Origin of the sequence: Azospirillum oleiclasticum (genome assembly GCF_013423485.1) — a bacterium.
Classification (GTDB): domain Bacteria; phylum Pseudomonadota; class Alphaproteobacteria; order Azospirillales; family Azospirillaceae; genus Azospirillum; species Azospirillum oleiclasticum.
The window spans coordinates 1-20,225 of sequence record NZ_JABFFR010000073.1 but is presented as its reverse complement, the minus strand read 5'-3'; the positions used below and the strand labels follow the sequence as shown (position 1 = coordinate 20,225).

The window sequence follows — 20,225 nt, the reverse complement described above, 5'->3', positions numbered from 1 at the left end:
CAGCGCGTCGAGGAACGCAAGGGCCTCGGGCTCGCCGTAGGGTTCCAGCAAGCGCTGCTTCAAGGTGTTGATGGTGTCCGCCATCCCATGGTTCTGCACCAGCGTGTCGAGCCCCACCGATCCGCTGACCAGCCAGTGCAGGCCGCCGGCACCGCGGGTGGCGCCGCGCGCGTCGTTGCGGAACCAGTCGAGGAAGCGGCGCACCCGCGCCTCCCCCGTCTTGGGGTCGAAACGCATCATGTTGAACAGGAAGATCGGCAGCTCGTCGATGTAGACCAGCGTCCGGCCGGGCCGCGCCGCCAGCAGGGCGAGCGCGTCGGAGGCGACGGCCTCCCAGCTCTCCTCGCGGGCGGCCAGATCGAAGCCGCCGCCGCCGGGCAGCCGGACCTTGTCGACGCGGTCGAGAAGGGCCATCGCGCGGTCGAGCAGCGCTCCGGTCCATGAACCGGCGGCGGCCTTGATGGTGCCGGCCAGCTTATCGACGAAAGCGGCTTCGTCGCGGCAACTGGCGACGTTCACCTCGATGGCGCTCCAGCCTCTTTGCCGGACATCGGCCATGAACCGGCGGGCCAGCGATGTCTTGCCGATCCGGCGGGGACCCAGCAGCAGGACATCATGGGCGTCCAGAAGCTCCCACAGGGAGCGGATGGCTTCGTCACGCCCGAAGAAGTCCGCCCCTTCGACGGGCGAGCCCGCAATGTTGCGCATCTCCACGCCCTCCGGCCCAGCTTGTGCTGGTTTATACAGTGCAAAATTTTCTTAGCGCAATGAAAATTTTGCACGTGATACGCCAAGCGCAAAACGGCCTTTACCCCACCAGCCCCCGCCGCGCCGCGCGGTCGAGCAGCGCCTTGACCGAAGAGGGGGACCAGCCCGTGCCGCCGCGGGGGGCGGGGATGCCCAGTGATTGCAGGCGGGCGGCGATGGCGCGCAGGCTGAGGCCGGGGTCGGCGCCGCGGATGCCGGCGGCGACCATCAGCGCGTCGTCCTTCGGCGGGCGGCGCGGGGCCGCGTCGAGCAGGGACGGCTCGGCCAGCCCGTCGGCGGCCAGCCGGCGCACCGCCCGCGCCAGCCGGTCGGCGGTCCAGGGCCGGTCGGGCGAGCCGCGGCGGTCCAGCGCCGTCGCCACCGCCGGCCAGGGGGCCGCCGGCCGCATCAGGCGCACGGTGGGCAGCCAGGCGTCCATCGTGGCGAGCAGGTCCGCCATGTAGAGCCGGTCGCGCGCCGCTTTCACTTTGGCAAGCGCCGCCGGGTCGCGCCGGCGCAGCGCCGGGTTGCCCCCCACCCGCCCGCGCGCCCGCGCGGCCCGCAGCCCGGCGTTGGTGCGCTCGCGGATCAGCGCCCGCTCCAGCTCCGCCGCCGCCCCCAGCACCTGGAGCGCGAATTTGCCCTGTGGGGTGGCGGTGTCGATGGGGTCGTGCAGGGATTTGAAATGGGCGCCGCGCGCCTCCAGCCCCTCGATCACGGCGAGCAGATGCGACAGCGAGCGCGCCAGCCGGTCGATGCGCACCACCACCAGCACATCCCCCCGCCCCACCCGCGCCAAGGCCCGCGCCAACCCCGGCCGCGCCCGGCTGCCCCCAGACCCCGTCTCCTCGACGATCTCCACACAGCCGGCGGCGGTCAGCGCGTCGGTCTGGCTGACGGTCGCCTGCTCGTCGGTGGACACGCGGGCATAGCCGATCAGCGCCATGGAGGGTCCGGAACGCAGGGGGAACAGTGGGGTGGTTTGTAGCGCCCGGGCCGGGGCCGTGTAAACCACGGCCCCTTGTCGGAATTCCGGTCTCAGTCCCGAACGGCCGCGACGATGCGCCGGGCGAGATCGCCGTCCGGATCGCAGCGGTCAAGCGCGTCCACGGCGAGGATCTGACGTTCCATGGTGAGCAGCCTGAGCCGCAGTTGCGGGCTTTTCACGGCGCGGCCGAGGGCGCGCAGATCGTGAATGGCGAGGGTGAGCCGGTGGTGATCGAGCTGGCCCATGGTTGGTACCTTTTATTGAGGTAACGCATGATAGCAGGCCATACAATCTATGACGTATGATTTATGTCAGTCCGCCACAGCAAACATGATTGCTGCACGACGCGAATCCGAATCCAACCGGCAATGGTGGTTGTTCGATTTTTGATACGTTTAGAAAACGACCGTTTGGGGACATGATGATAATTGAACAGACCTCCATGCCCACGCGGACTGCAATCCCATTGGCGCCGAACGGCCTCACGCGGGCAGGGAGGCCCGCATGGCGCCGGCGATGAGGTGCCAGTCGTGGTCGGTGATGGCGAACAGCCCGAAGCGGAGCTGGTAGCCCCAGTTCCGCACCCCACCCGTGAAATCCAGCGTGGCGAGCAGGGGCTGGATCGGCGCCTCCGCCGCCGTCAGCCAGTCCACGTCGCGCCGGAAGGGCAGGAAGCCGCCGCCCATGTCGAACCGGTAGGGCTCGCCCGCGCGCACCACGCCGATGGCGGTGAAGGCTTGCAGCCGGTCCTTGCCGCGGAAGATCGCCGACGGGGAGTAATAGGCGACGCGGTCGCCGGGCCGGATGCGGCGCAGCGGCGCCGCCTTGCCGTGGCAGACCTGCATGAAGCCGCCGGCGCGGCCGAGCCGGACATGCTCGGCCGACGCCACGGCGATCCAGCTCCGGCCGTTGGTGTCGTGGGGTGTGGAGGGGGGAGCGATCATGCGGGTCTCCGTCGTGGAAGGCTTGGCCGGAGACGATCCTGGACCAGCATGCTGCCAGTTTTCGTCAGCAGTCGCGAGGGGTTGGGGAAGCGCGCGCCGGCTGGAATGCACCTCTCTTGCAGCCACCGGCAAAGTGAATGATAACGTGTTTATCATTCCTCCCGAGCCCCCCGCGACCCCATCCCCATGACCCACGCCATCCCTCCCGACGCCTTCCCGGAACTGGCCGCCTTCGCGCTCGGGGGGCTGTCGGCGGCGCTGGAGGCGGCGGCGGAGCCGGTGCGGCAGGGATGGGAGCACCGGATGCGGGTGCGGGCGGCGGTGGGGGACGGGGATGGCCGGCTGTTGGAGGCGCGGCTGGCCGGGCTGCCCATCGACGCGCGGCTGCGGCTCGACCGCGGGGCGCTGGCGCGGGCCGAAGCGCGCTATCGGCTCTCGGCCGGCGGGGAGGAGACGGCGGCCGACGCGGCGCTGCGGGGGGCTGGTGGGGCTGGGCTGGCGGGTATCGCCGCCGCCGCCCATGGCTGGCTCGTGGGCGGCGGGGACGGTGACGCGCTGCCCGCCGCCGTGCCGCGGGCGCTGGCGTACGCCTTCGGCGGGTCGGAGCCGGCGGGGGTCGTGGGGGTGACCGCCCTGGCCGCCGAGGGGGAGGGGCGGGAGGCCTTCGTCCGCCGCTTCCTGCGCGCCGCCGCGGTTCAGGCGGCGGCCGGGCGGGAGGCGCTGGCCGCCCTCGCCGCGGCGCGGGCGGAGGCGGTGCGCCGGCTGATGGAGCGGGCGCGTACACCCCCTGCGGCGGACGGCGAGGCGGCGGATCTCGCCGCGCTGCTGGAGGAGGAGCCGCGACCGCCGCCGCGCCGCCGCCGCGCGCCGCGCTCGGATTCGCGGGCACTGGCCGCCATCGACCGCGTGACGGTGCGGCCCATGGGGGCGGCGGCGCTGGCGGCGGCGCTGGGGCTGACGGTGCGCGGCGCCTCGGCGCTCGCCGACGGGCTGGTGGCGGTGGGCGCCCTGGCCGACCTGTCGCCGCTGAAGGGGCGGCGCTGCTACGCGCTGCCCGACCGCGTCGGGCTGACCGACGCGCTGCACCCGCCGGCCGAGCCGGTGCCTGTGCCGCCCCTGCCCCGATCACCGTCCGGCCCGGAGCCGGACCCGGTGCCGCCGCTCGATCTCGACGGGCTGGACGGGGAGCTGCGGGCGCTGCTGCGCGACGCCGACGCGGCGATCGGCCGGATCCGCCGCCGGCTGTCCGGAGGCGGCGATGGGTGATCCCGGCCCGTGGGACGTGCCGCCGCTGCGGCTGCCCGGCTTCACCGGCCCGCCGGAGGAGCTGCTGGAGCTCGCCCGGCGCCACCCCGCCATCCTCGCCGGGGTGGCGATGGACGGGCTGGCGGAGCGCTGCCTGGCGCTGGCGGCGGCGCTGCCTCTGGCCGGCCGCGCCGACCATCTGGTGATGGCGGCGGCGCTGGTGGAGCGCAAGGCGCGCTGGCTCGCCGACCGCTGGGGTGCCCCGCCCGATCCGGCGGAGGCGGAGCGGCTGGAGGCCTTGCAAGCGGCGCGCGACCGGCTGCTGGCCCTGCGGGCGGCCGGGCTGCGGCTGCTGGACGGTTCCCGGCTGGGGCGCGACCGCTTCGCCCGCGGCGGCGCGGATGGTGGTGTGGGCGCCGGGGTCGGGGCGCCGGTGCGGCGCTTCCGTGGCTGGACGGTGCCGGGGGTTTCCGGGGCTGGCCCGCTCGACCGCAAGGCGCTGGTCGCCGCCTATGACGGGCTGCGCGACCGCCACGCGCCGCCGGCTCCGCCCCTGCCCCCGCCGCCGCGGCTGGTGGCGCCGGGGGCGGCGCGCCGGAGCATCGCCCGGCGGCTGGCGGACGGCGGTGCGGCGACGCTGGAGGAGCTCGCCGGGGCGGAGCGGGCGGCGGACCCGCTGCTGCGCCGGTCCCTGCTCGCCGCCCACCTGATGGGCGCGCTGGAGCTGGCGCGTGACGGGGCGGCGGTGCTGCGCCAGGACGACGCCTTTGGGACCGTCACCGTGACCCTGCCCCCTCAGGCCTGAGCGGCGGTGGTGGTCCGGGCGGCAGCCTGGACGCCCTGGCCCGCCTGGAAGGCGCGCAGCTCGCCCAGCGTGCCGGCGCGGCGGACGGCGCGGGCCATGGCGGTCTGGCCGCCGCCGGTGGCGCGGACGGAGTAGAAATAGGCGTGGTCGTCGGTCCAGTAGCGCCCCTCGCCGTCCACCATGATGGTGCTGCTGTGGATGTCCGTCGGGTACCAGGCGAAGCGTGGCGCCGGCTCGTCGGTGAAGCCGGCGAGGAAGGCCCCGGCCAGCGCCGCCTGGTCGAGGAACCAGTGCGCCGTCCCCGGCTTCAGGAAATGGCGGATGTAGCGGCGCGTCAGCTCCAGGAAGCGCAGGGTCCGCCCGGTGGGGTGCAGGTGCACCACGTCGGCGTAGAGCAGGCTCCACAGGTCGAGCCGCTTCAGCGCGTTGGTCATCAGCCCGAGATCGGCCGAGGCGGAGGTGGCGAGCAGCGGCTTCAGGTCGCGGATCGCCATCAGATCCACGTCCAGCATCAGCATCGGCTTGCCGTAGCGCCGCAGCAGCTCCGGCAGCAGCAGGAAGCGCCCGCAGGCGTAGTAGGTCTTGGCCTGCGCCCCGAAGGGGGCGAGGTCCACCGTCTCCTCCGCCAGCACGAAGCGCTCCGGCCCGTAGCGGCGGGCCAGATCCAGCATCGCCTCCCGGCAGGGGCCGTCGGGGTTGACCACATGCAGGCAGATGGCGGCGTCGAGCCCGGACTCCTCCACCAGCGAGCGCAGCATGGTCGGCACGAACAGGCGGAAGTACCGGCTGTCGCAGGAGGCGTACAGCATCAGCGGCCGGTCGGCCACGCCGCGCCCCTCGGCCAGCGACACGGTGACACCGGCGGACGGCGGTGCCGCCTTCAGCTCCGCCAGGAAGGCGGGGGAGACGCGGGTGACCACGTCGCGCCCGCCATGGCGGCGGGCGGCCTCCCGGAACAGGGCGTCGGCCTCCTCCAGCCGCATCTGTTCGGCGCACAGGCAGGCCAGCCGGCTCAGCGTCATCGACACCTCCGGGAAGCGCTCCAGCGCCCGGCGGTAGACGCGCTCGGCGCGCAGCGCGTGGCCGGCCCGGCGCAGCGCGTTGCCCAGCCCGACCAGCCCGGCCGCGTCCTCCCGTTCCGCCACCCGGCGCTCGAACCGCTCGACCTCCGCCGCCTCGCCCATGTGGGTGAGGAGCTGCCAGGCGTTGCCGGCGCGGGTGGTGTCCGCGGGGGTGGCACGCCAGGCGGCCAGCGCGTGCTCCGCCGCCTGGGCGAGGTCGTCCGCCGCGTGCAGCCGGGCCAGCGCGTCGTGCGCCGCCAGCGCCGCCGTGGCGTCGGCGGCACCGGACGCCAGCACGGCGCCCCAGCGGTCCTGCGCGGCCCCGCGGTCGCCGGTGGCCTCGGCCTGCTGGGCGAGCACCGCGTCCAGGGTGGCGCGGGCGGTGAGCCGCTCGCGGCTCGGCTGCAGAGCGATCGCGCGGTCGAGCCAGCGCCGGGCCTCCACCAGCCCGCCACGCCCGGCCAGCAGCCCGGCCAGCAACGCCGCCGCGGCACCGTCGGCCGGTTCGACGGCCAGCCGGCGCCGCATGGCCGGCTCGTCAGCCGCTCCGGTCGCCGTCCTGACCGTCGCCCTGGCCGCCTGCCCCGTCACGCTTCCCGTCCCGCTCCTGCGCGCCATCCCCCGCCGCTCCCGTCCTGTGCCGCCGCCCGCGGCCGGACCATGGCACGGATGGTGGTTTCCGCTCCACCGCCGCCTGAACCCATGCACCGGTGTCCGCGTGCTGGGAAAAAGCGGGGGCTTCCGTTAGGGTGCGGCGTTTCCGGCCGCAACCCCCGATACCCGCCCCCGACCATGGACCCGATCGAAGCCCTCCGGGCCGCCCTGGACCTGCACCACGCCGGCCGGCACGAGGAAGCGCGGGCCGGCTACCGCCGTGTCCTCGCCCTCGACCCCGCCGACCCCAACGCGCTGAACCTGCTGGGCGTCCTGGAACGTGTCACCGGCAACCCGCTGGCCGCGCTGACGCTGATCGGCCGGGCGCTGCGCCGTGCCCCGGCCCTGCAGGCGGCGCGGCAGAACCTGGACAACGCGGTCGCCGACGCCGTCAACGCCGCCAACGAGGCGGTCAAGGACGTCCGGCCGCAGGAGGCGCTGGCGCTCGCCCGCGCGGTCCGCCGGGCAGCCCCCGGGGAGCCGTTCGGCCTCTTCGTCGAAGGGCTGGCGCTGACCGTCGCCGGCGACCTGGCCGGGGCCGCCGCCCGGCTCGACCCGTTCCCGCCGCCGCCGGGGACGGAGGTCCTGCACGCCGGTACCCGGCGCCTGCTGCGCAGCCTGGAACGCCGGCAGGCGGAGGGGCCGCTGCTCGGCACCGTCGTCATCCCGCTCCACAACATGGCCGACATGATCGAGCGCGCGCTCGACAGCGTGCTCGTCTCGATCCGTCATCACCGCGCCACGGCCGGCTTCACTCCCGGCCGCTTCCGCATCGCCGTGGTCGACGACAGCTCGCGCGACGGCGGCGGTGCGGTCGTCACGGACTGGGCGCGGCGCCAGGACGAGCCCGGCTTCGACGTGGTGGTGCTGACCAACCCCCGGAACCTGGGGGCGGGGGCGGCCCGCAACCGCGGCGCCCTGATGGGGGCCGAGGGCCGGCTCCTGTGGTTCCTCGACGCCGACGATTACGTCTTCCCCGACCACATCGATTTCGGCATCCGCATGCTGGACCATGTCCCCGACGCCGGCTTCGCGCGCACCGGCATGCGTTTCCAGGACATCGACGCCGGGATCCCGGCCGCCTTCCGCCGCAATTCCGAGCAGACCTACCCCGGAAACCTCTGCGTCCGCACGCAATGCCACGCCTTCGTCGGCGGCTTTCCGGAGGAGGAGATGTATTTTCCCAACATGGCGGACGACGCCGCCTACAGCCACTGGCTGAAGACCTTCTTCCTCGGGGTCAAGGTGGCGGTGCCCACCGTGCACTACACGCTGCGTCCCGGCAACGCGCTCGACATCCAGCGGCGCAGCGGCCTCATCGAGAAGGGGGTGCCGACCGAGACCGACGCGCTCGGCTACGCCGTGTCCATGCACATCCGCCACCGCACCGCGGCGCTGAGCGCCCGGCTGGGCGAGCCCTGGGACGGCCCGCCCCGCATCGCCGACGGCCAGCCGCGCTCCGTCTATCTGGACGGCTCGCGGCCTCCGGACGGGCCGCCGGGCTGAGCGCGGGTGCCCGCACCCAGCCTGTCATGCTCTGGCTGCCACGCCTTCGCCGTCACGCCGTCGCCGTCACTGGCCGCCGGCGATCCGGAACAGGTCGCGGATGGACAGGATGCCGACCGCCCGCTTGCCCTGGGTGATGGGCAGGTGGCGGTAATGCTTGGATTGCATCATCGCCAGCGCCTCCGACGCGTCCGCGTCGGGCGGCAGGGTGTCCGGGTTGCGCGTCATGACGGCGGACACCGGCGTCTCGGACGCGTCGACCTGGGTGGCCAGCACCTTCACGTTCAGGTCGCGCTCCGTCACGATGCCGACCAGATCGCCGTGGTTGACCACCAGGACGGCGCCGATGCGCTTCTCCGCCATCAGCCGCGACACCGTCAGGGCCGACGCGTCTTCCGGCACCAGCACCAGATCCTGGGCCTTCACCACGTCGGGCATCAGTTTCCGCTTCATCGTTTCCCCTTGCAGACTGTAATTTTATTTCTTCTTTACCTCTCTAATCGTAAGATTGTTCGATGAGCGGGGCTGTGGGAATGTGGCGGTTTGTCGCGTCGGATCAGCGCATTCCGCTCCCGGTTCACGGCGTCGGCGACGGGGGTGGGCGGGTGAACTTGCGGGCGAAGGCCCAGACGACCAGCGGGATGTCGGGTTCATTCTCCAGAGAATGCCGTTCCGGGTCGTACCAAGCCCAGTCATCCACATTGGCCATCAGGCAGTCGCGGTTGCCCCAGGCACCGATCGTGATGTCTTCGTCCGCGAAGCCGTTTTCCTGAAGCAGCATCCGCAACCCGCTTGGCGTCCAGCGCCAGTAATCCCCGGGGGCATCGTGCACCTTCAGCAGGAAAGGCGTGGAGACGATGAGATGACCACCCTCTGCCAATGAGGAGTGCAGGTTCCGGATCGCCGCCGCCGGCATCTTCACATGCTCCAGCACCTGCTCGATGAAGATGATGTCGATCGGGATCCGGTTGTTGTCGGCGTCTTTGTACGCCAGCCCGGACCGACACACATCGTAATTCGGGAAACCCACGGCCGCATGGAACTTGAAGGGGATGTGGGACCAGGCGCGGCCGGAGACCTCCAGCGCCGTGAGGTTGTGCGCGTCGAGACCGGCGACATAGGCGTTCAGCGCCCGGTTCATGACGACACGGCACCAGTGTTCTTTCTTCATAGGCAACCGCGATGCTTGGGACGATCACCGGCACACTGTCACCAATCCCGGTGGAGAAAAAGGGAAAATCCTCACATTCCGCAAGCGGTTGGGCGGTGATTTCCCGATCCTGATCTCCCGGCACCGGACCATCGGTTACAGCTGTCTGTCGCGTCATACGGCCGGGATCGTGGCGTTGATGCCCGCTTCGATAGCCGCACCGGGCATGGTATCAACGTTGGGATGCTTGTCGTCATGCAGGAGCCAAGGGGTGCGCCATGCGGGATGCCTCTCCAAAACGGCGGCACAACGCGCAGGTGGTGGGGGACCACGGCCCCTGGGTGGTCCTGGCCCCTGGATTCGGAACGACGCAGGCGGCGTGGCGGCACGTCGTCCCGCGTCTGCGCGACCGTTTCCGGGTGCTGCTGTTCGACCCCGTCGGCTTCGCCCCGGACCAGGCCGAGCATTACGACCACGCCCGCTACGCCACGCTCGACGCCTACGCCGAGGATGTGGAGCGGCTGCTCCGGGTCATGGGCATCGGGTCCTGCGGCTTCGTCGGCCATTCGCTGAGCGGCATGACCGGGCTGCTGCTGGCCGAGCGGGCGCCGGGGCTGTTCGACCGGCTGGTCCTGCTGGCCTCCTCCGCCTGCTACCTGGACAAGGACGGCTACCGCGGCGGCTTCAGCCGGGACGGGAAGGAGGCGTTCCTCGACGCCATCATCCGCGATTACAAGGCCTGGATCGCCGATCTCGCCCCGCGCATGACGGCAAGGCCGCCGGACGACGGCAAGGCGCGCGAGTTCGCCGACTGCCTGCGGGCGATGCGGTCGGACACCGCCTTCTCCATCGCGCTCATGGTCTTCCAGACCGATCTGCGCGACCGGCTGCACCGGCTGCGGGTGCCCTGCACGATCCTGCAGACCCGCGACGACCCCGCGATCCCGCTGGAGGCCGCCCGCTTCCTGCACGCCCGGCTGCCGGACAGCGTGCTGGAGATTCTGGACACCGAGGGCCACCTCCCCCACCTGACCGCCCCGGATCTGGTGGCCGACGCCCTGCTGCGGCATCTGGGGGCAGCCGGGACGGGGTGAGGGGCGTCAGCTCCGGCCGGTCAGCCCGTGATGCGCTTCGTCACGCCGGCACGGGCAGCGGCGCTTCCAGCGGCGCGCCGCTGCGGCGGCGGGTGCGTTCGGCTTCGACCAGCTTGGCGACGACGCCGGGCATGGTGGTCTCCGCCTGCCAGCCGAGCAGGCGCTTCGCCTTGCCGGGGTCGCCGACGCTGTGGGTGATGTCGGCCGGGCGCTTCAGCGCGGGGTCGATCTCCACGTGTTCGCGCCAGTCCAGCCCGAAGCCCTCGAAGGCCAGACGCACGAACTCCTCCAGCGTGTGCAGCGCGCCGGTGGCGATGACGAAATCCTCCGGCCGGTCATGGCCCAGCATGCGCCGCATGGCGTCCACATACTCCGGCGCCCAGCCCCAGTCGCGCGCCACCGACAGCTCGCCCAGCCGCAGCCGGTCGGCTTGGCCGGCGGCGATGTCGGCGGCGCCGCGCACGATCTTCTGGGTCACGTAGCGGGCCGGGCGCAGCGGCGATTCATGGTTGAACAGGATGCCGGAGCAGGCGAACAGCCCGTAGGATTCGCGGTAGTTGGCGACCGCCCAATAGGCCGCCGCCTTGCCCACCCCGTAGGGGCTGCGGGGGTGGAAGGGGTGGTCCTCCGCCGCCGGCCGGCCCTGTGCGGTGTTGCCGAAGCACTCGCTGGACGAAGCGTTGTAGAAGCGGGTGTCGAGCTTCAGGAAGCGGATCGCCTCCAGGATGTTGACGGTGCCGTGGACGATGCTGTCCAGCGTCTCCACCGGCTGCTCGAAGGACAGCCCGACCGAGGACTGGCCGGCGAGGTTGTAGATCTCGTCCGGCCGGACCTCCTTCAGGGCCTGGGCGACGCTGCGGAAGTCGCCGAGCGCCACCGAATGCAGCCGCACCCGGTCGATGACCCCGAGCCGGCGGAGGTTGGCGAAGGAGGACGCCTCGCGGTCGCGCGAGGTGCCGTGCACGGCGTAGCCGCGGCGGACCAGCAGGTCGGCGAGCCAGGCGCCGTCCTGCCCGCCGATCCCGAAGATCAGCGCGGTCCGCCCGCGGCTCATTCCGCGGGCTCGGCCGGGACGGCGGCCCCGGCGATGGCAGTGCCGGCGATGGCCGCCATGTCGGCGTCCACCATCTCGCGCACCAGGTCGCGGAACGGGGTGGTGTGGCTCCAGCCCAGCACGGTGCGCGCCTTGGTCGGGTCGCCCAGCAGCAGGTCCACCTCGGTCGGGCGGAAATAGGCGGGGTCGATGCGCACCAGGCTGTGGCCGGTGGCGCGGTCGATGCCCACCTCGTCCACCCCCTGCCCGCTCCATTCGATCGAGTAGCCGGCATGGCCGAAGGCCAGCTCGACGAAGCTGCGCACCGTGTGCGTCTCGCCGGTGGCGAGCACATAGTCGTCGGGCGTGTCCTGCTGGAGGATGCGCCACATCCCCTCGACATAGTCGCGGGCGTGGCCCCAGTCGCGCTTGGCGTCGAGGTTGCCGAGATAAAGGCAGTCCTGGATCCCGGCGCGGATCGAGGCGACGGCGCGGGTGATCTTGCGGGTGACGAAGGTCTCGCCGCGGATCGGGCTCTCGTGGTTGAACAGGATGCCGTTGGAGGCGTGCATGCCGTACGCCTCGCGGTAGTTCACCGTGATCCAGTAGGCGTACAGCTTGGCCGCGGCGTAGGGGCTGCGCGGGTAGAAGGGGGTGGTCTCCTTCTGCGGCGTCTCCTGCACCTTGCCGTACAGCTCCGAGGTGGAGGCCTGGTAGAAGCGCGCGGTCTTCTCCATCCCCAGGATGCGGATGGCCTCCAGCAGGCGCAGCGTGCCGATGCCGTCGGCGTTGGCGGTGTATTCCGGCGTCTCGAAGCTGACCTGGACGTGGCTCTGGGCGGCCAGGTTGTAGATCTCGTCGGGGCGGATCTGCTGCATCAGGCGGATCAGGTTGGTGCTGTCCGTCAGGTCGCCGTAATGCATGAAGAAGCGCACGCCCTCCTCGTGCGGGTCGCGGTAGAGATGCTCGACCCGGCCGGTGTTGAAGGAGGAGGAGCGCCGCTTCAGCCCGTGCACCGTGTAGCCCTTGGCCAGCAGCAGTTCCGACAGATAGGCACCGTCCTGACCGGTCACGCCGGTGATCAAAGCGACCTTGGGCACAGCATCGAATCCTTGTCTCAGAGCAGCGCGGAACGGGTCCCGCATCGCCGGTCCCGACCGGCCGGGGCACCCCGTCCGGCTATCTATTGTGAAAGGTTTCGGGGACGCAAGGCGTTTGGCTGTGACCGGGGGGTGCCGGGGCCGGCGCCGTGGCTCAGTCCGGGCCCGGCTCTTCCTCCGCCCGGCTCCGCGGCACGAAGCCGAGGGTGAAGCCGAAGGGGCGGGCGATGCGCTGGAGCGTCTCCTGCGTCGGGTTGGCGCGCCCCAGCTCCAGGTCGATCACCTGTTGCCGGGTGAGGCCGAAGCGCGCGGCGAACTGGGCCTGGGTGAGACCCAGCGCCCGGCGCATCTCGCGCACCGCCTGCGGCAGCCGCAGCCCGCCGGCCGCCGCCTTGTCGGCCAGCGCCGTGCGCCGCGCCAGCTTCTCCTCGCGGTCGGGTGGGCGCAGGCGCGGCATCGCCTCACAGCCTCCCGACGGCGGCGGCCGCCGCGGCATGGCCGGCGCAGGCACGCCCGATCACCACGGGCGGCACACCGTGCCCGGCGGCGATCCGCGGCAGCTCCGCCAGGAACGCGGCCTTTTCACACAGCGTCTGCCGCAGCGTCGCCGCTGGCAGCCCGTCGAAGGCGGCGGCCTCGCAGATGATGCCCCAATCCGGCTCGTGGTCGCGTCCGTTCAGACACCGCCAGCGGGTGGAGCGCCCGACCCCCGCCGGTGCCAGCCGCATCGGCGCGAAATCGAACAGCGGTGCCAGTTCGATGCCGCCCCCGGCCGGCTTGTGCAGCGCCGTGTTGCGCCCGTGGTTGTCGGGGTTGCCCATGGCCGCGTTCAGCAGGTCGCGCAACACATACTCCACGGTGTCCTCGGCGGGCCGGCCGCTGAACGCGCGGATCGCCGCCAGATACTCCTCGTGGTGGCCGAGATGCCCGAAGCGCGGGACGCCGATGGCCGACACCAGGCTCTCCTGCCCGTGCCGCAGCACCCGGCCGTCGCGGGTGCCGCGGTCGAACCGGGGGATGACGAGGGCCCCGCCGTGGACGCGCAGCGGGGCCGCCACCCGCAGCCCGAAGGTCCGGGCCACCTCCAGATAAGGCGCCTCGGCGGCCAGGATCAGCCGGTCGCCCTCGTCGGTGGAGCGCAGCAGCTTGACGATGACGTGCTCCGCCGCGTCGTCGCCCTCCACGAAGGGGGCCGGGTACCAGCGGCCGTCGGAGGCCCGGCGGGTCATCAGCGCCTTGGGCCATTCTCCCTGCACCCCGCTGGAGCCGGAGGCGAGCAGCGCGAAACGGTCCACCACCTCCCGGAAGCGGTCGCTCTGGTCCGCGAGGTCGGCGTCGGTCAGCGGTGGGCAATCGACCCCGGCGAGGCGCCGCCGCTCCTCCTCCCAGGCCTCGCGGATGCGCAGATTGCCGATCGGGGAGCCGCCGGCGCGCAGCAGCAGCGGCAGTTCCGTTGCCGGCCCGTCGGGGGGCAGCCCCAGGGCCTGCGCCAGCCGCAGCCGGGCATGCCCCTGCGGCATCAGGTCGAGCAGGAAGGCCGGCCAGCCCTCCAGCCGGTGCACGGTGAAATCGACCGGCAGCCGCACCGACAGGGCGCGGCGGTCCACGACCGGCGGCCCGTCCGCCAAAGCCTCGGGCGCGTGGTCGAAGACGTGCCCGTCCTCATAGGCGACCCGCGTCGCCCCGGCGATCCCCCGTTCCGGCTCCAGGAAGGCGACCGTTGCGGCATCCCGCCAGGCGCCGGCGTGGTGGATCTGGAGCGTGACGGTGAGGGGGGCGGGCATGCGAAAAGTCATGTGTTAAGAGGACTTTTTTGGAAGGAGGTGGCATATATGTACTATCGAAGCATGGCTTTTGCCATTGGGCTGCTCGCTGGAGGACGGTCGTCGGCGGTCGGGCGGAGATGCATGTTCGTTGGCTGGTGCAGTCATTTCCTGAACCGATCCCTGAACCGGCTTGCGTGGGGGGTGTGTCGCCATACATCCTCGCAAGTACCGGAACGTGGAGCCGGACCATACGGGAGATCGGCATGGTGAAACCGCATCCTGCACCCGAGCCTGCGGATCCGGACGCGGAGGCCTTCGCGGTCGCTGTGCGTGAAGGGATCGACGACGCCCGGAAGGGCCGCACGGTTCCCTACGAGGATGTCCGCCGCTGGTTGCTGTCGTGGGGAACCGACGATGAGCGGCCGCCTCCCGAATGCCGGTGATCGTCACACGGGCGGCCGTGAGGGACTTGGCCGCGATCCGTGCCTACATCGGTGAACGGAATCCCGCCGCCGCATCACGCGTGGCGGTGCAGATCCTCTCCGCCTGCGACCGGCTGGAGTATCTGCCGGAGCGCGGGCGGCCCGGCGCGATCCCCGGCACCCGCGAGTTAACGGTTATCTGGCCTTACGTCGTCGTCTATCGGATCACGGAGGGCGCTGTGGAAATCCTGCGCGTGTGGCATGGGGCGCAGGATCGCTGACGCTTTCACGCCCCCCACCCTTGTGTGTCCGGAGTATGGCATGAAGGAACTGCCGTGGGGGAGGGGCATGCCCCTCCCCCCGCTCTACGGCCCCTTCACGACGGCCGTGAAGTCCGACCAGTGTTCGATCTTGAAGGCACGGATGTCGCGCACGGAGGCGGGCAGCCACGGCAGCGCCTTCAGGGCCATGATCGCGGCGAACAGGTTTGCCAGATCATCCCGGCCGGTGACGTAGAGACTTCCCTGGACCCGCGTGAAGTCGAAGCCGGCGAGCGTGTTTCCGATGTCGGCGTAGGCTTGCGACACGCCCTTCGGATGGTTGTTCGCCGTGTCCGCGACGACGAGGTCGAAGGCGATGGCGAACATCAACGCTCCTTCGGATCGTCGAGGATGTGGGTGAGGCGGTAATCGGTCTCCTCGCCGCTCTCGAGGACGCGGATCCTCATCATCACGTCGCCGTCGGCAAGCTCCCCGCCCGTGCCGATGATCTCATAGACGGGGCCAACGGGACCGAAGCGCCGCCACGTGCCGATCAGGCTTCGCGGTTCGATGAACATGCTCGTTCTTTCCTGGCCGGATCCGGACCATCCCATCATCCCTTCATCGGCCGTGGATGCCAAGGGCCGCGGTGTGTGGACCAGGGCGGTGTGCGGGCAAAAGCAACTCCCCTGGCGCGCCGTCCCCATGAGAGGCGTGGGGGTCTCTGGTCATTGCCATCCGCAAGGCGGCCGGTGCCGTTCGACAAGGGCTTTTCCGGGACCGGCGCTCCACCCCTTGAAGCCGCACCCCCGATGCGCTACCCAGCGCGGCATGAACGACGCGCCCCCAGCCCCCTCCGCCGGGCCTTCCGCCGGGCCGGTCCCGACCGGCTCCTCCGACCGCTTCGGGTACGAGTGGGCGCGCTACGACGCGCTGAAACCCGCCTATGAGGAGCAGTTCCGGCGCTGGACGCCGTTCCTGGAGCCCGCGGACTGGGCGGGGAAGAATTTTCTCGACGTCGGCTGCGGGATGGGGCGGAACAGCGTCTGGCCGATGCGCTACGGGGCGGCGGGCGGGCTCGCCATCGACCTCGACCCGCGCAGCGTGGAGGCGGCCGGGCGCACGCTGGCCGACTTCCCCGCGGTGGAGGTGCGGCGGCAGAGCGCCTACGACCTCGCCGAGACCGACCGTTTCGACGTCGTCTTCTCCATCGGCGTGATCCACCACATGGAGGAGCCCGACCGCGCGCTCGCCAACATGGTGCGCGCGGCCAAGCCCGGCGGCTCGGTGATGATCTGGGTCTACGGGCTGGAGAACAACCGCTGGATCGTGCACGGGCTGACGCCCTTGCGCCGGCTGCTGTTCAGCCGGCTGCCGATCGGCGCCACCCACGCGCTGTCCTGGCCGCCGGCGGCGGTGCTGTGGCTGCTGCTGCGGCTGGGGGTGGGGCGGATCGAGTATTTCCGGCTGCTGCGGAGCTTCGACTTCGCGCATCTGCGCTCCATCGTCTTCGACCAGATGCTGCCGTCCATCGCCCATTACTGGCCGCACGAGGCGGTGGAGGCGATGATGCGCCGCGCCGGGCTGGAGGATGTGCGCCTCGCCTGGGTCAACGAGATGTCCTGGGCGGCCATCGGCCGCAAGCCGATGGGGGCGGCCACCAACGGCAAGCCGGAGCCGACCCCGTGAGCGGGGCCGCGGGTCAGGAGGCCTGGCTCCTCCGCTTCCAGGAGGGCATCGGCCATTTCAACGCCGGCCGCATGGCCGACGCGGAGGCCGCCTTCGGCGCGGCGGCGGCGGCGAAGCCGGACCATCCGGTGGTCCGCCTCAACCACGGGGTGGCGCTGCGGCTGCTCGGCCGGCGGGAGGAGGCGGTGACGGCGCTGCGCACCGCGCTCGGGCTGCGCGGCGACCTCCACGACGCCTGCCTGCATCTGGCCGAGACGCTGGGCGAGCTGGGGCGCGCGCAGGAGGCGCTGGACGCCTGGCGCGCCCTGATGGCCGTGCGTCCCGACCATCCGGGGGCGGCGCTGGGGATGGCCGGGCTGCTGATGCGGGCCGACCTGCCGGAGCTGGCGGAGCGCGTCTACCGGGTGGCGGTGGCGGTCGATCCCGGTTCGGCCACCGCGGCCAACAATCTGGGCGCCGCCATCATGTCGCAGCGCCGGCTGGAGGATGCCGCCGCCGCCTACCGCCGCGGCGTGGCTCTTGACCCGTCCAGCCCGGAATACCACAAGAATCTCGGCATCGCCCGGATGATGGCCGGCGACCTCCAGGGCGGCGGGCCGGAGTACGAGTGGCGCGAACTGCAATCGGTGTGGAAGTGGCGGCGCAGCTTCCCCGGCGTGCCGCGCTGGGACGGTGGGCCGCTGGCGGGGCGCACCATCCTCGTGCATTTCGAGCAGGGGCTGGGCGACAGCTTCCAGTACGTGCGCTACATGGCCGTGCTGAAGGCCATGGGCGCGCGGGTGGTGTTCGAGTGCCAGAAGCCGCTGAAGCGCGTGCTGTCCGGCGTCGCCGGCATCGACGCGCTGGTGGCGGCGGGCGAGCCGCTGCCGCCCTTCGACTGCCACACCCCGCTGATGAGCCTGCCCTGGCTGTGCGGCACCACGAAGGACACGGTGCCGGGCGGCGTGCCCTACATCCGGGCCGAGGTGGCCCTGGTGGAATCCTGGGGCCGGCGCATGGACCGGGCGGAGTTCCGCATCGGTATCAACTGGCAGGCCAACGAGGCCAACCGCTCCATCCCGCTGGCGCTGTTCGAGGGCATCGCCCGCATCCCCGGCGTGCGGCTCTACAGCCTGCAGAAGGTGGTGGGGACGGAGCAGGCGGCGGCGCTGCGCGACCGGCTGGGCATCATCGACTGGTCGGCCGACATGGACGCCGGTCCCGACGGCTTCGTCGACACCGCCGCGGTCATGGCCAACATGGACCTGATCATCAGCTGCGACAGCGCGGTCAACCATCTGGCGGGGGCGATGGGGCTGCCGGCGCTGGCGGTGCTGCGCTGGTTCGGCGACTGGCGCTGGATGACCATCCCCGACCACACCCCCTGGTACCCGACCATGCGGCTGCTGCGCTCGGAGCGGAAGAACGACTGGACCGGGGTGATGGAACGCGCGGCGGCGGAGGTGACGATGCGCGCCGGCCTGCACCGTGCCGCGCGCCACCGCACCGCAAGCTAGGCGCCCCATGCCGCGGCTGCTGCTGGTCAATTACGAGTACCCGCCGCTGGGTGGCGGGGCGGCCAACGCCACCGCCAACATGGCGCGCGAGCTGGCGATGCAGGGGGTGGAGGTCACCGTGCTGACCGCCGCCTTCGGCGCCCTGCCCCGCCGCGAGACCACGCCCGCCGGCGTGCGCATCCACCGCATCCCCAGCCTGCGCCGGCGCGCCGACCGCAGCTCGGTGGTGGAGATGCTGGCCTTCCTCGCCCTGTCCCTGCCGGCGGCGGCGTTGTTGGCGCGGCGCTGGCGGCCGGATGCCACCATCGCCTTCTTTGGGGTGCCGGGCGGGCCGGCGGGCTGGCTGCTCAAGGCGCTGTCCGGTGTGCCGTACGTGGTGAGCCTTCGCGGCGGCGACGTGCCGGGCTTCCAGTATGACGGGATCGCGCTGTTCCACCGGCTGGCCGGGCCGGTGATCGGCTTCCTGTGGCGGCGCGCCGCGGCGGTGGTGGCGAACAGCGACGGGCTGGCCGAACTCGCCCGCCGCTTCGCCCCCGACGTGCCGGTGACGGTGGTGCCCAACGGGGTGGACGCGGCGCTGTTCCGGCCCTTGTCTCCTCCCTCTCCCCCCCGGGGAGAGGGTTGGGGTGAGGGGGAAACGCCGGCAACCGGTTTCCCCGCCCCGCGCGCCGGCGCCGAACCCCCTCACCCTGCCCTCTCCCCGGAGGGGAGAGGGTTCACGGCCCCGCTCCGCCTGCTGGTGGTCGGGCGGCTGGTGCGGCAGAAGGGTGTCGACCTGATCCTGGAGGCGATGGCGCGCACGCCCGTCCCGCTGGATCTCACGGTGGTCGGGGACGGCGGCGCACGTCCGGCGCTGGAGGCGCAGGCGGCGGCGCTGGGGTTGCAAACGCGCGTGCGCTTCGCCGGCTGGCTGGAGCGTACGGCCCTGCCCGACGCCTACCGCGCGGCCGACCTGTTCGTCTTCCCCTCCCGCGACGAAGGGATGCCCAACGTGGTGCTGGAGGCGATGGCCACCGGCCTGCCGGTGGCGGCCACCGACATCGCCGGCAACCGCGATCTGGTGGTGGACGGGGAGACGGGGTTCCTGCTGCCGGTGGACGACGTGGCGGCGCTGACCGCGGCGCTGGAGCGGCTGGCCGCCAACCCGGATCTGCGCCGCCGGATGGGGGCGGCCGGGCGGCGGCGGGTGGTGGAGCGCTTCTCCTGGGCGGCGGTCGCCACCGCCTATCGCGGGTTGGCGCTGGGTGTTGACAGGGTTGCGGCTGCGCCCGCTTATGGCCGGCGCGGGTCAGCGAAGGATGGTGGATCGTGACGAAGCCGGCGGATGCGGCAGGGCCGGAGGGGGCGCCGACGGGAGCGCCCGCCGGGGGAGGTTCCCTGGCCTTCGATTTCGGGGAGAACTGGGACCATTTCTCCCGCGACGTGCTGGACGCGGCGCGGCTCCAGGCGGCGGCCGACAGCCTGGCGGCGCTGGTCGGGGCGGAGCGGGTGGCCGGCGCGTCGGTGTGCGACGTGGGCTCCGGCTCCGGCCTGTTCAGCCTGGCCGCCGCCAAGCTGGGAGCGGGCCGCGTGCTGGGCTTCGATGTGAACCCGCGGGCGGTGGCGGTGGCCCGCCGCAATCTGGCGGCGCTGGCTCCGGAGACGGAGGCGCGCGTGTCCTTCACGGAAGGCTCGGCGCTGGATGCCGGCTTCACCGGCGGGCTCGGCCGCTTCGATCTGGTGTACGCCTGGGGCTCGCTACACCATACGGGGGCCATGTGGACGGCGATCGCCAACGCGGCAGCACTGGTGGCGCCGGGCGGCACGCTGGTGCTGGCGCTCTACAACCGGCACTGGACCTCGCCGGTGTGGACCGGGATCAAGGTGGCCTACAACCTCTGCCCGCGGGTGCTGCGGCCGGTGCCGAACGTGCTGTTCGGCGGGCTGATCTACGCCGCCACCCGCATCGTCACCGGCAAGTCCCCGCTGACCAAGGAGCGGGGCATGGATTTCTGGTACGACGTCATCGACTGGCTGGGCGGTTATCCCTATGAATACGCCGGTGCGGCCGAGGTGACGGAGCGGATGGCGGCCATGGGTTTCGCGACGGAGCGTGTGCTGCCGCCGCGCGTACCCACCGGCTGCAACGAGTTCGTCCTGCGCCGCACGGGTTGAGGGGGCGCAAGGGGCTGTAATACCAACGGTCATGAGCCATGACCGTTGGAGGGCCGCGACCGCGGCCCCGCGCCCACATGGGCGCGAAGGCAAGGGGCCGGATGGCCCCGC

23 protein-coding genes are annotated in these 20,225 nt (G+C 72.1%); 10 read left to right on the top strand and 13 right to left on the bottom strand.

Annotated elements, in window-relative coordinates; translation table 11 throughout:
• The 4 genes from HL658_RS35805 to HL658_RS35790 all read right to left on the bottom strand — a co-directional run.
• The coding region (locus HL658_RS35805; RefSeq protein ID WP_180287738.1) for an AAA family ATPase at positions 1 to 708 on the bottom strand (708 nt) is incomplete at its 3' end.
• A gap of 100 nt (positions 709 to 808) precedes the next feature.
• Positions 809 to 1,693, bottom strand: coding sequence for a recombinase family protein (locus tag HL658_RS35800; protein ID WP_180286398.1), 885 nt, complete (start codon positions 1,691 to 1,693; stop codon positions 809 to 811).
• Positions 1,694 to 1,785: 92 nt separating this feature from the next.
• On the bottom strand, positions 1,786 to 1,980 hold the full coding sequence (locus HL658_RS35795; RefSeq protein ID WP_180286397.1) for a hypothetical protein: 195 nt from the start codon (positions 1,978 to 1,980) through the stop codon (positions 1,786 to 1,788).
• 237 nt (positions 1,981 to 2,217) lie between these two features.
• Positions 2,218 to 2,679, bottom strand: coding sequence for an EVE domain-containing protein (locus tag HL658_RS35790; RefSeq protein WP_180286396.1), 462 nt, complete (start codon positions 2,677 to 2,679; stop codon positions 2,218 to 2,220).
• 186 nt (positions 2,680 to 2,865) lie between these two features.
• Here HL658_RS35790 and HL658_RS35785 point away from each other — a divergent pair, with 186 nt between their 5' ends.
• Together HL658_RS35785 and HL658_RS35780 are read left to right on the top strand one after the other, a co-directional pair.
• Entirely contained in the window at positions 2,866 to 3,945 is a 1,080-nt protein-coding gene (locus tag HL658_RS35785) for a hypothetical protein (protein ID WP_180286395.1), read from the top strand.
• Positions 3,938 to 4,729 (top strand): hypothetical protein, encoded by a 792-nt coding sequence (locus tag HL658_RS35780; RefSeq protein ID WP_180286394.1) that lies wholly within the window; start codon positions 3,938 to 3,940, stop codon positions 4,727 to 4,729. Before HL658_RS35785 ends, HL658_RS35780 begins: the two co-directional genes overlap by 8 nt.
• Here the strand turns inward: HL658_RS35780 and HL658_RS35775 are convergent.
• Positions 4,720 to 6,408: a tetratricopeptide repeat protein gene (locus HL658_RS35775; protein WP_180286393.1), complete on the bottom strand. Its 1,689-nt coding sequence runs from the start codon at positions 6,406 to 6,408 to the stop codon at positions 4,720 to 4,722. The two genes, HL658_RS35780 and HL658_RS35775, sit on opposite strands and share 10 nt — an antisense overlap.
• 174 nt (positions 6,409 to 6,582) lie before the next feature.
• Between HL658_RS35775 and HL658_RS35770 the strand changes: the two genes are divergently transcribed.
• On the top strand, positions 6,583 to 7,950 hold the full coding sequence (locus HL658_RS35770; protein ID WP_180286392.1) for a glycosyltransferase: 1,368 nt from the start codon (positions 6,583 to 6,585) through the stop codon (positions 7,948 to 7,950).
• 66 nt (positions 7,951 to 8,016) lie between these two features.
• Here HL658_RS35770 and HL658_RS35765 read toward each other — a convergent pair whose 3' ends face one another.
• A complete protein-coding gene (locus tag HL658_RS35765) occupies positions 8,017 to 8,403 on the bottom strand; it encodes a CBS domain-containing protein (RefSeq protein ID WP_180286391.1) in 387 nt (128 codons plus the stop codon).
• 124 nt (positions 8,404 to 8,527) lie between these two features.
• On the bottom strand, positions 8,528 to 9,091 hold the full coding sequence (locus tag HL658_RS35760) for a methyltransferase domain-containing protein (protein ID WP_180286390.1): 564 nt from the start codon (positions 9,089 to 9,091) through the stop codon (positions 8,528 to 8,530).
• 287 nt (positions 9,092 to 9,378) lie between these two features.
• On the opposite strand from HL658_RS35760, the gene HL658_RS35755 reads away from it, so the two are divergent.
• Complete coding sequence (locus HL658_RS35755) at positions 9,379 to 10,194, top strand: alpha/beta fold hydrolase (RefSeq protein ID WP_180286389.1); 816 nt, start codon at positions 9,379 to 9,381, stop codon at positions 10,192 to 10,194.
• A 40-nt stretch (positions 10,195 to 10,234) separates the two neighbouring features.
• On the opposite strand, the gene HL658_RS35750 is transcribed toward HL658_RS35755, so the two are convergent.
• The 4 genes from HL658_RS35750 to HL658_RS35735 form a co-directional block, all read right to left on the bottom strand.
• Positions 10,235 to 11,248, bottom strand: a complete 1,014-nt coding sequence (locus HL658_RS35750; protein ID WP_180286388.1) for a GDP-mannose 4,6-dehydratase — start codon at positions 11,246 to 11,248, stop codon at positions 10,235 to 10,237.
• Complete coding sequence (gene gmd, locus HL658_RS35745) at positions 11,245 to 12,327, bottom strand: GDP-mannose 4,6-dehydratase (RefSeq protein ID WP_343055437.1); 1,083 nt, start codon at positions 12,325 to 12,327, stop codon at positions 11,245 to 11,247. Before gmd ends, HL658_RS35750 begins: the two co-directional genes overlap by 4 nt.
• 154 nt (positions 12,328 to 12,481) lie before the next feature.
• On the bottom strand, positions 12,482 to 12,784 hold the full coding sequence (locus HL658_RS35740) for a helix-turn-helix transcriptional regulator (protein ID WP_180286386.1): 303 nt from the start codon (positions 12,782 to 12,784) through the stop codon (positions 12,482 to 12,484).
• A gap of 4 nt (positions 12,785 to 12,788) precedes the next feature.
• Complete coding sequence (locus HL658_RS35735) at positions 12,789 to 14,111, bottom strand: type II toxin-antitoxin system HipA family toxin (protein ID WP_180286385.1); 1,323 nt, start codon at positions 14,109 to 14,111, stop codon at positions 12,789 to 12,791.
• 245 nt (positions 14,112 to 14,356) lie between these two features.
• Between HL658_RS35735 and HL658_RS35730 the strand changes: the two genes are divergently transcribed.
• On the top strand, positions 14,357 to 14,536 hold the full coding sequence (locus tag HL658_RS35730; protein WP_180286384.1) for a CopG family transcriptional regulator: 180 nt from the start codon (positions 14,357 to 14,359) through the stop codon (positions 14,534 to 14,536).
• Positions 14,527 to 14,796 (top strand): type II toxin-antitoxin system RelE/ParE family toxin, encoded by a 270-nt coding sequence (locus HL658_RS35725; protein ID WP_180286383.1) that lies wholly within the window; start codon positions 14,527 to 14,529, stop codon positions 14,794 to 14,796. Before HL658_RS35730 ends, HL658_RS35725 begins: the two co-directional genes overlap by 10 nt.
• Positions 14,797 to 14,880: 84 nt before the next feature.
• Here the strand turns inward: HL658_RS35725 and HL658_RS35720 are convergent, their stop codons facing one another.
• Both HL658_RS35720 and HL658_RS35715 read right to left on the bottom strand, forming a co-directional pair.
• Entirely contained in the window at positions 14,881 to 15,162 is a 282-nt protein-coding gene (locus tag HL658_RS35720; protein ID WP_180286382.1) for a virulence factor, read from the bottom strand.
• Positions 15,162 to 15,353 (bottom strand): DUF5397 family protein, encoded by a 192-nt coding sequence (locus tag HL658_RS35715; protein WP_180286381.1) that lies wholly within the window; start codon positions 15,351 to 15,353, stop codon positions 15,162 to 15,164. The genes HL658_RS35720 and HL658_RS35715 overlap by 1 nt, the downstream gene beginning before the upstream one ends.
• 253 nt (positions 15,354 to 15,606) lie before the next feature.
• Here HL658_RS35715 and HL658_RS35710 point away from each other — a divergent pair, with 253 nt between their 5' ends.
• Genes HL658_RS35710 through HL658_RS35695 form a run of 4 tightly spaced genes read left to right on the top strand, consistent with a single transcriptional unit; the run spans position 15,607 to position 20,114 of the window.
• Positions 15,607 to 16,464 carry a class I SAM-dependent methyltransferase gene (locus HL658_RS35710; RefSeq protein ID WP_180286380.1) on the top strand — a complete coding sequence of 286 codons (858 nt, stop codon included), beginning with the start codon at positions 15,607 to 15,609 and terminating at the stop codon, positions 16,462 to 16,464.
• Entirely contained in the window at positions 16,461 to 17,960 is a 1,500-nt protein-coding gene (locus HL658_RS35705; protein WP_180286379.1) for a tetratricopeptide repeat protein, read from the top strand. The genes HL658_RS35710 and HL658_RS35705 overlap by 4 nt, the downstream gene beginning before the upstream one ends.
• A 7-nt stretch (positions 17,961 to 17,967) precedes the next feature.
• The gene (locus HL658_RS35700; protein ID WP_180286378.1) at positions 17,968 to 19,272 is read left to right on the top strand and encodes a glycosyltransferase; all 1,305 of its coding nucleotides are present in this window, start codon (positions 17,968 to 17,970) and stop codon (positions 19,270 to 19,272) included.
• Positions 19,269 to 20,114, top strand: coding sequence for a class I SAM-dependent methyltransferase (locus HL658_RS35695; protein WP_343055436.1), 846 nt, complete (start codon positions 19,269 to 19,271; stop codon positions 20,112 to 20,114). Before HL658_RS35700 ends, HL658_RS35695 begins: the two co-directional genes overlap by 4 nt.
• Positions 20,115 to 20,225: the final 111 nt, after the last annotated feature.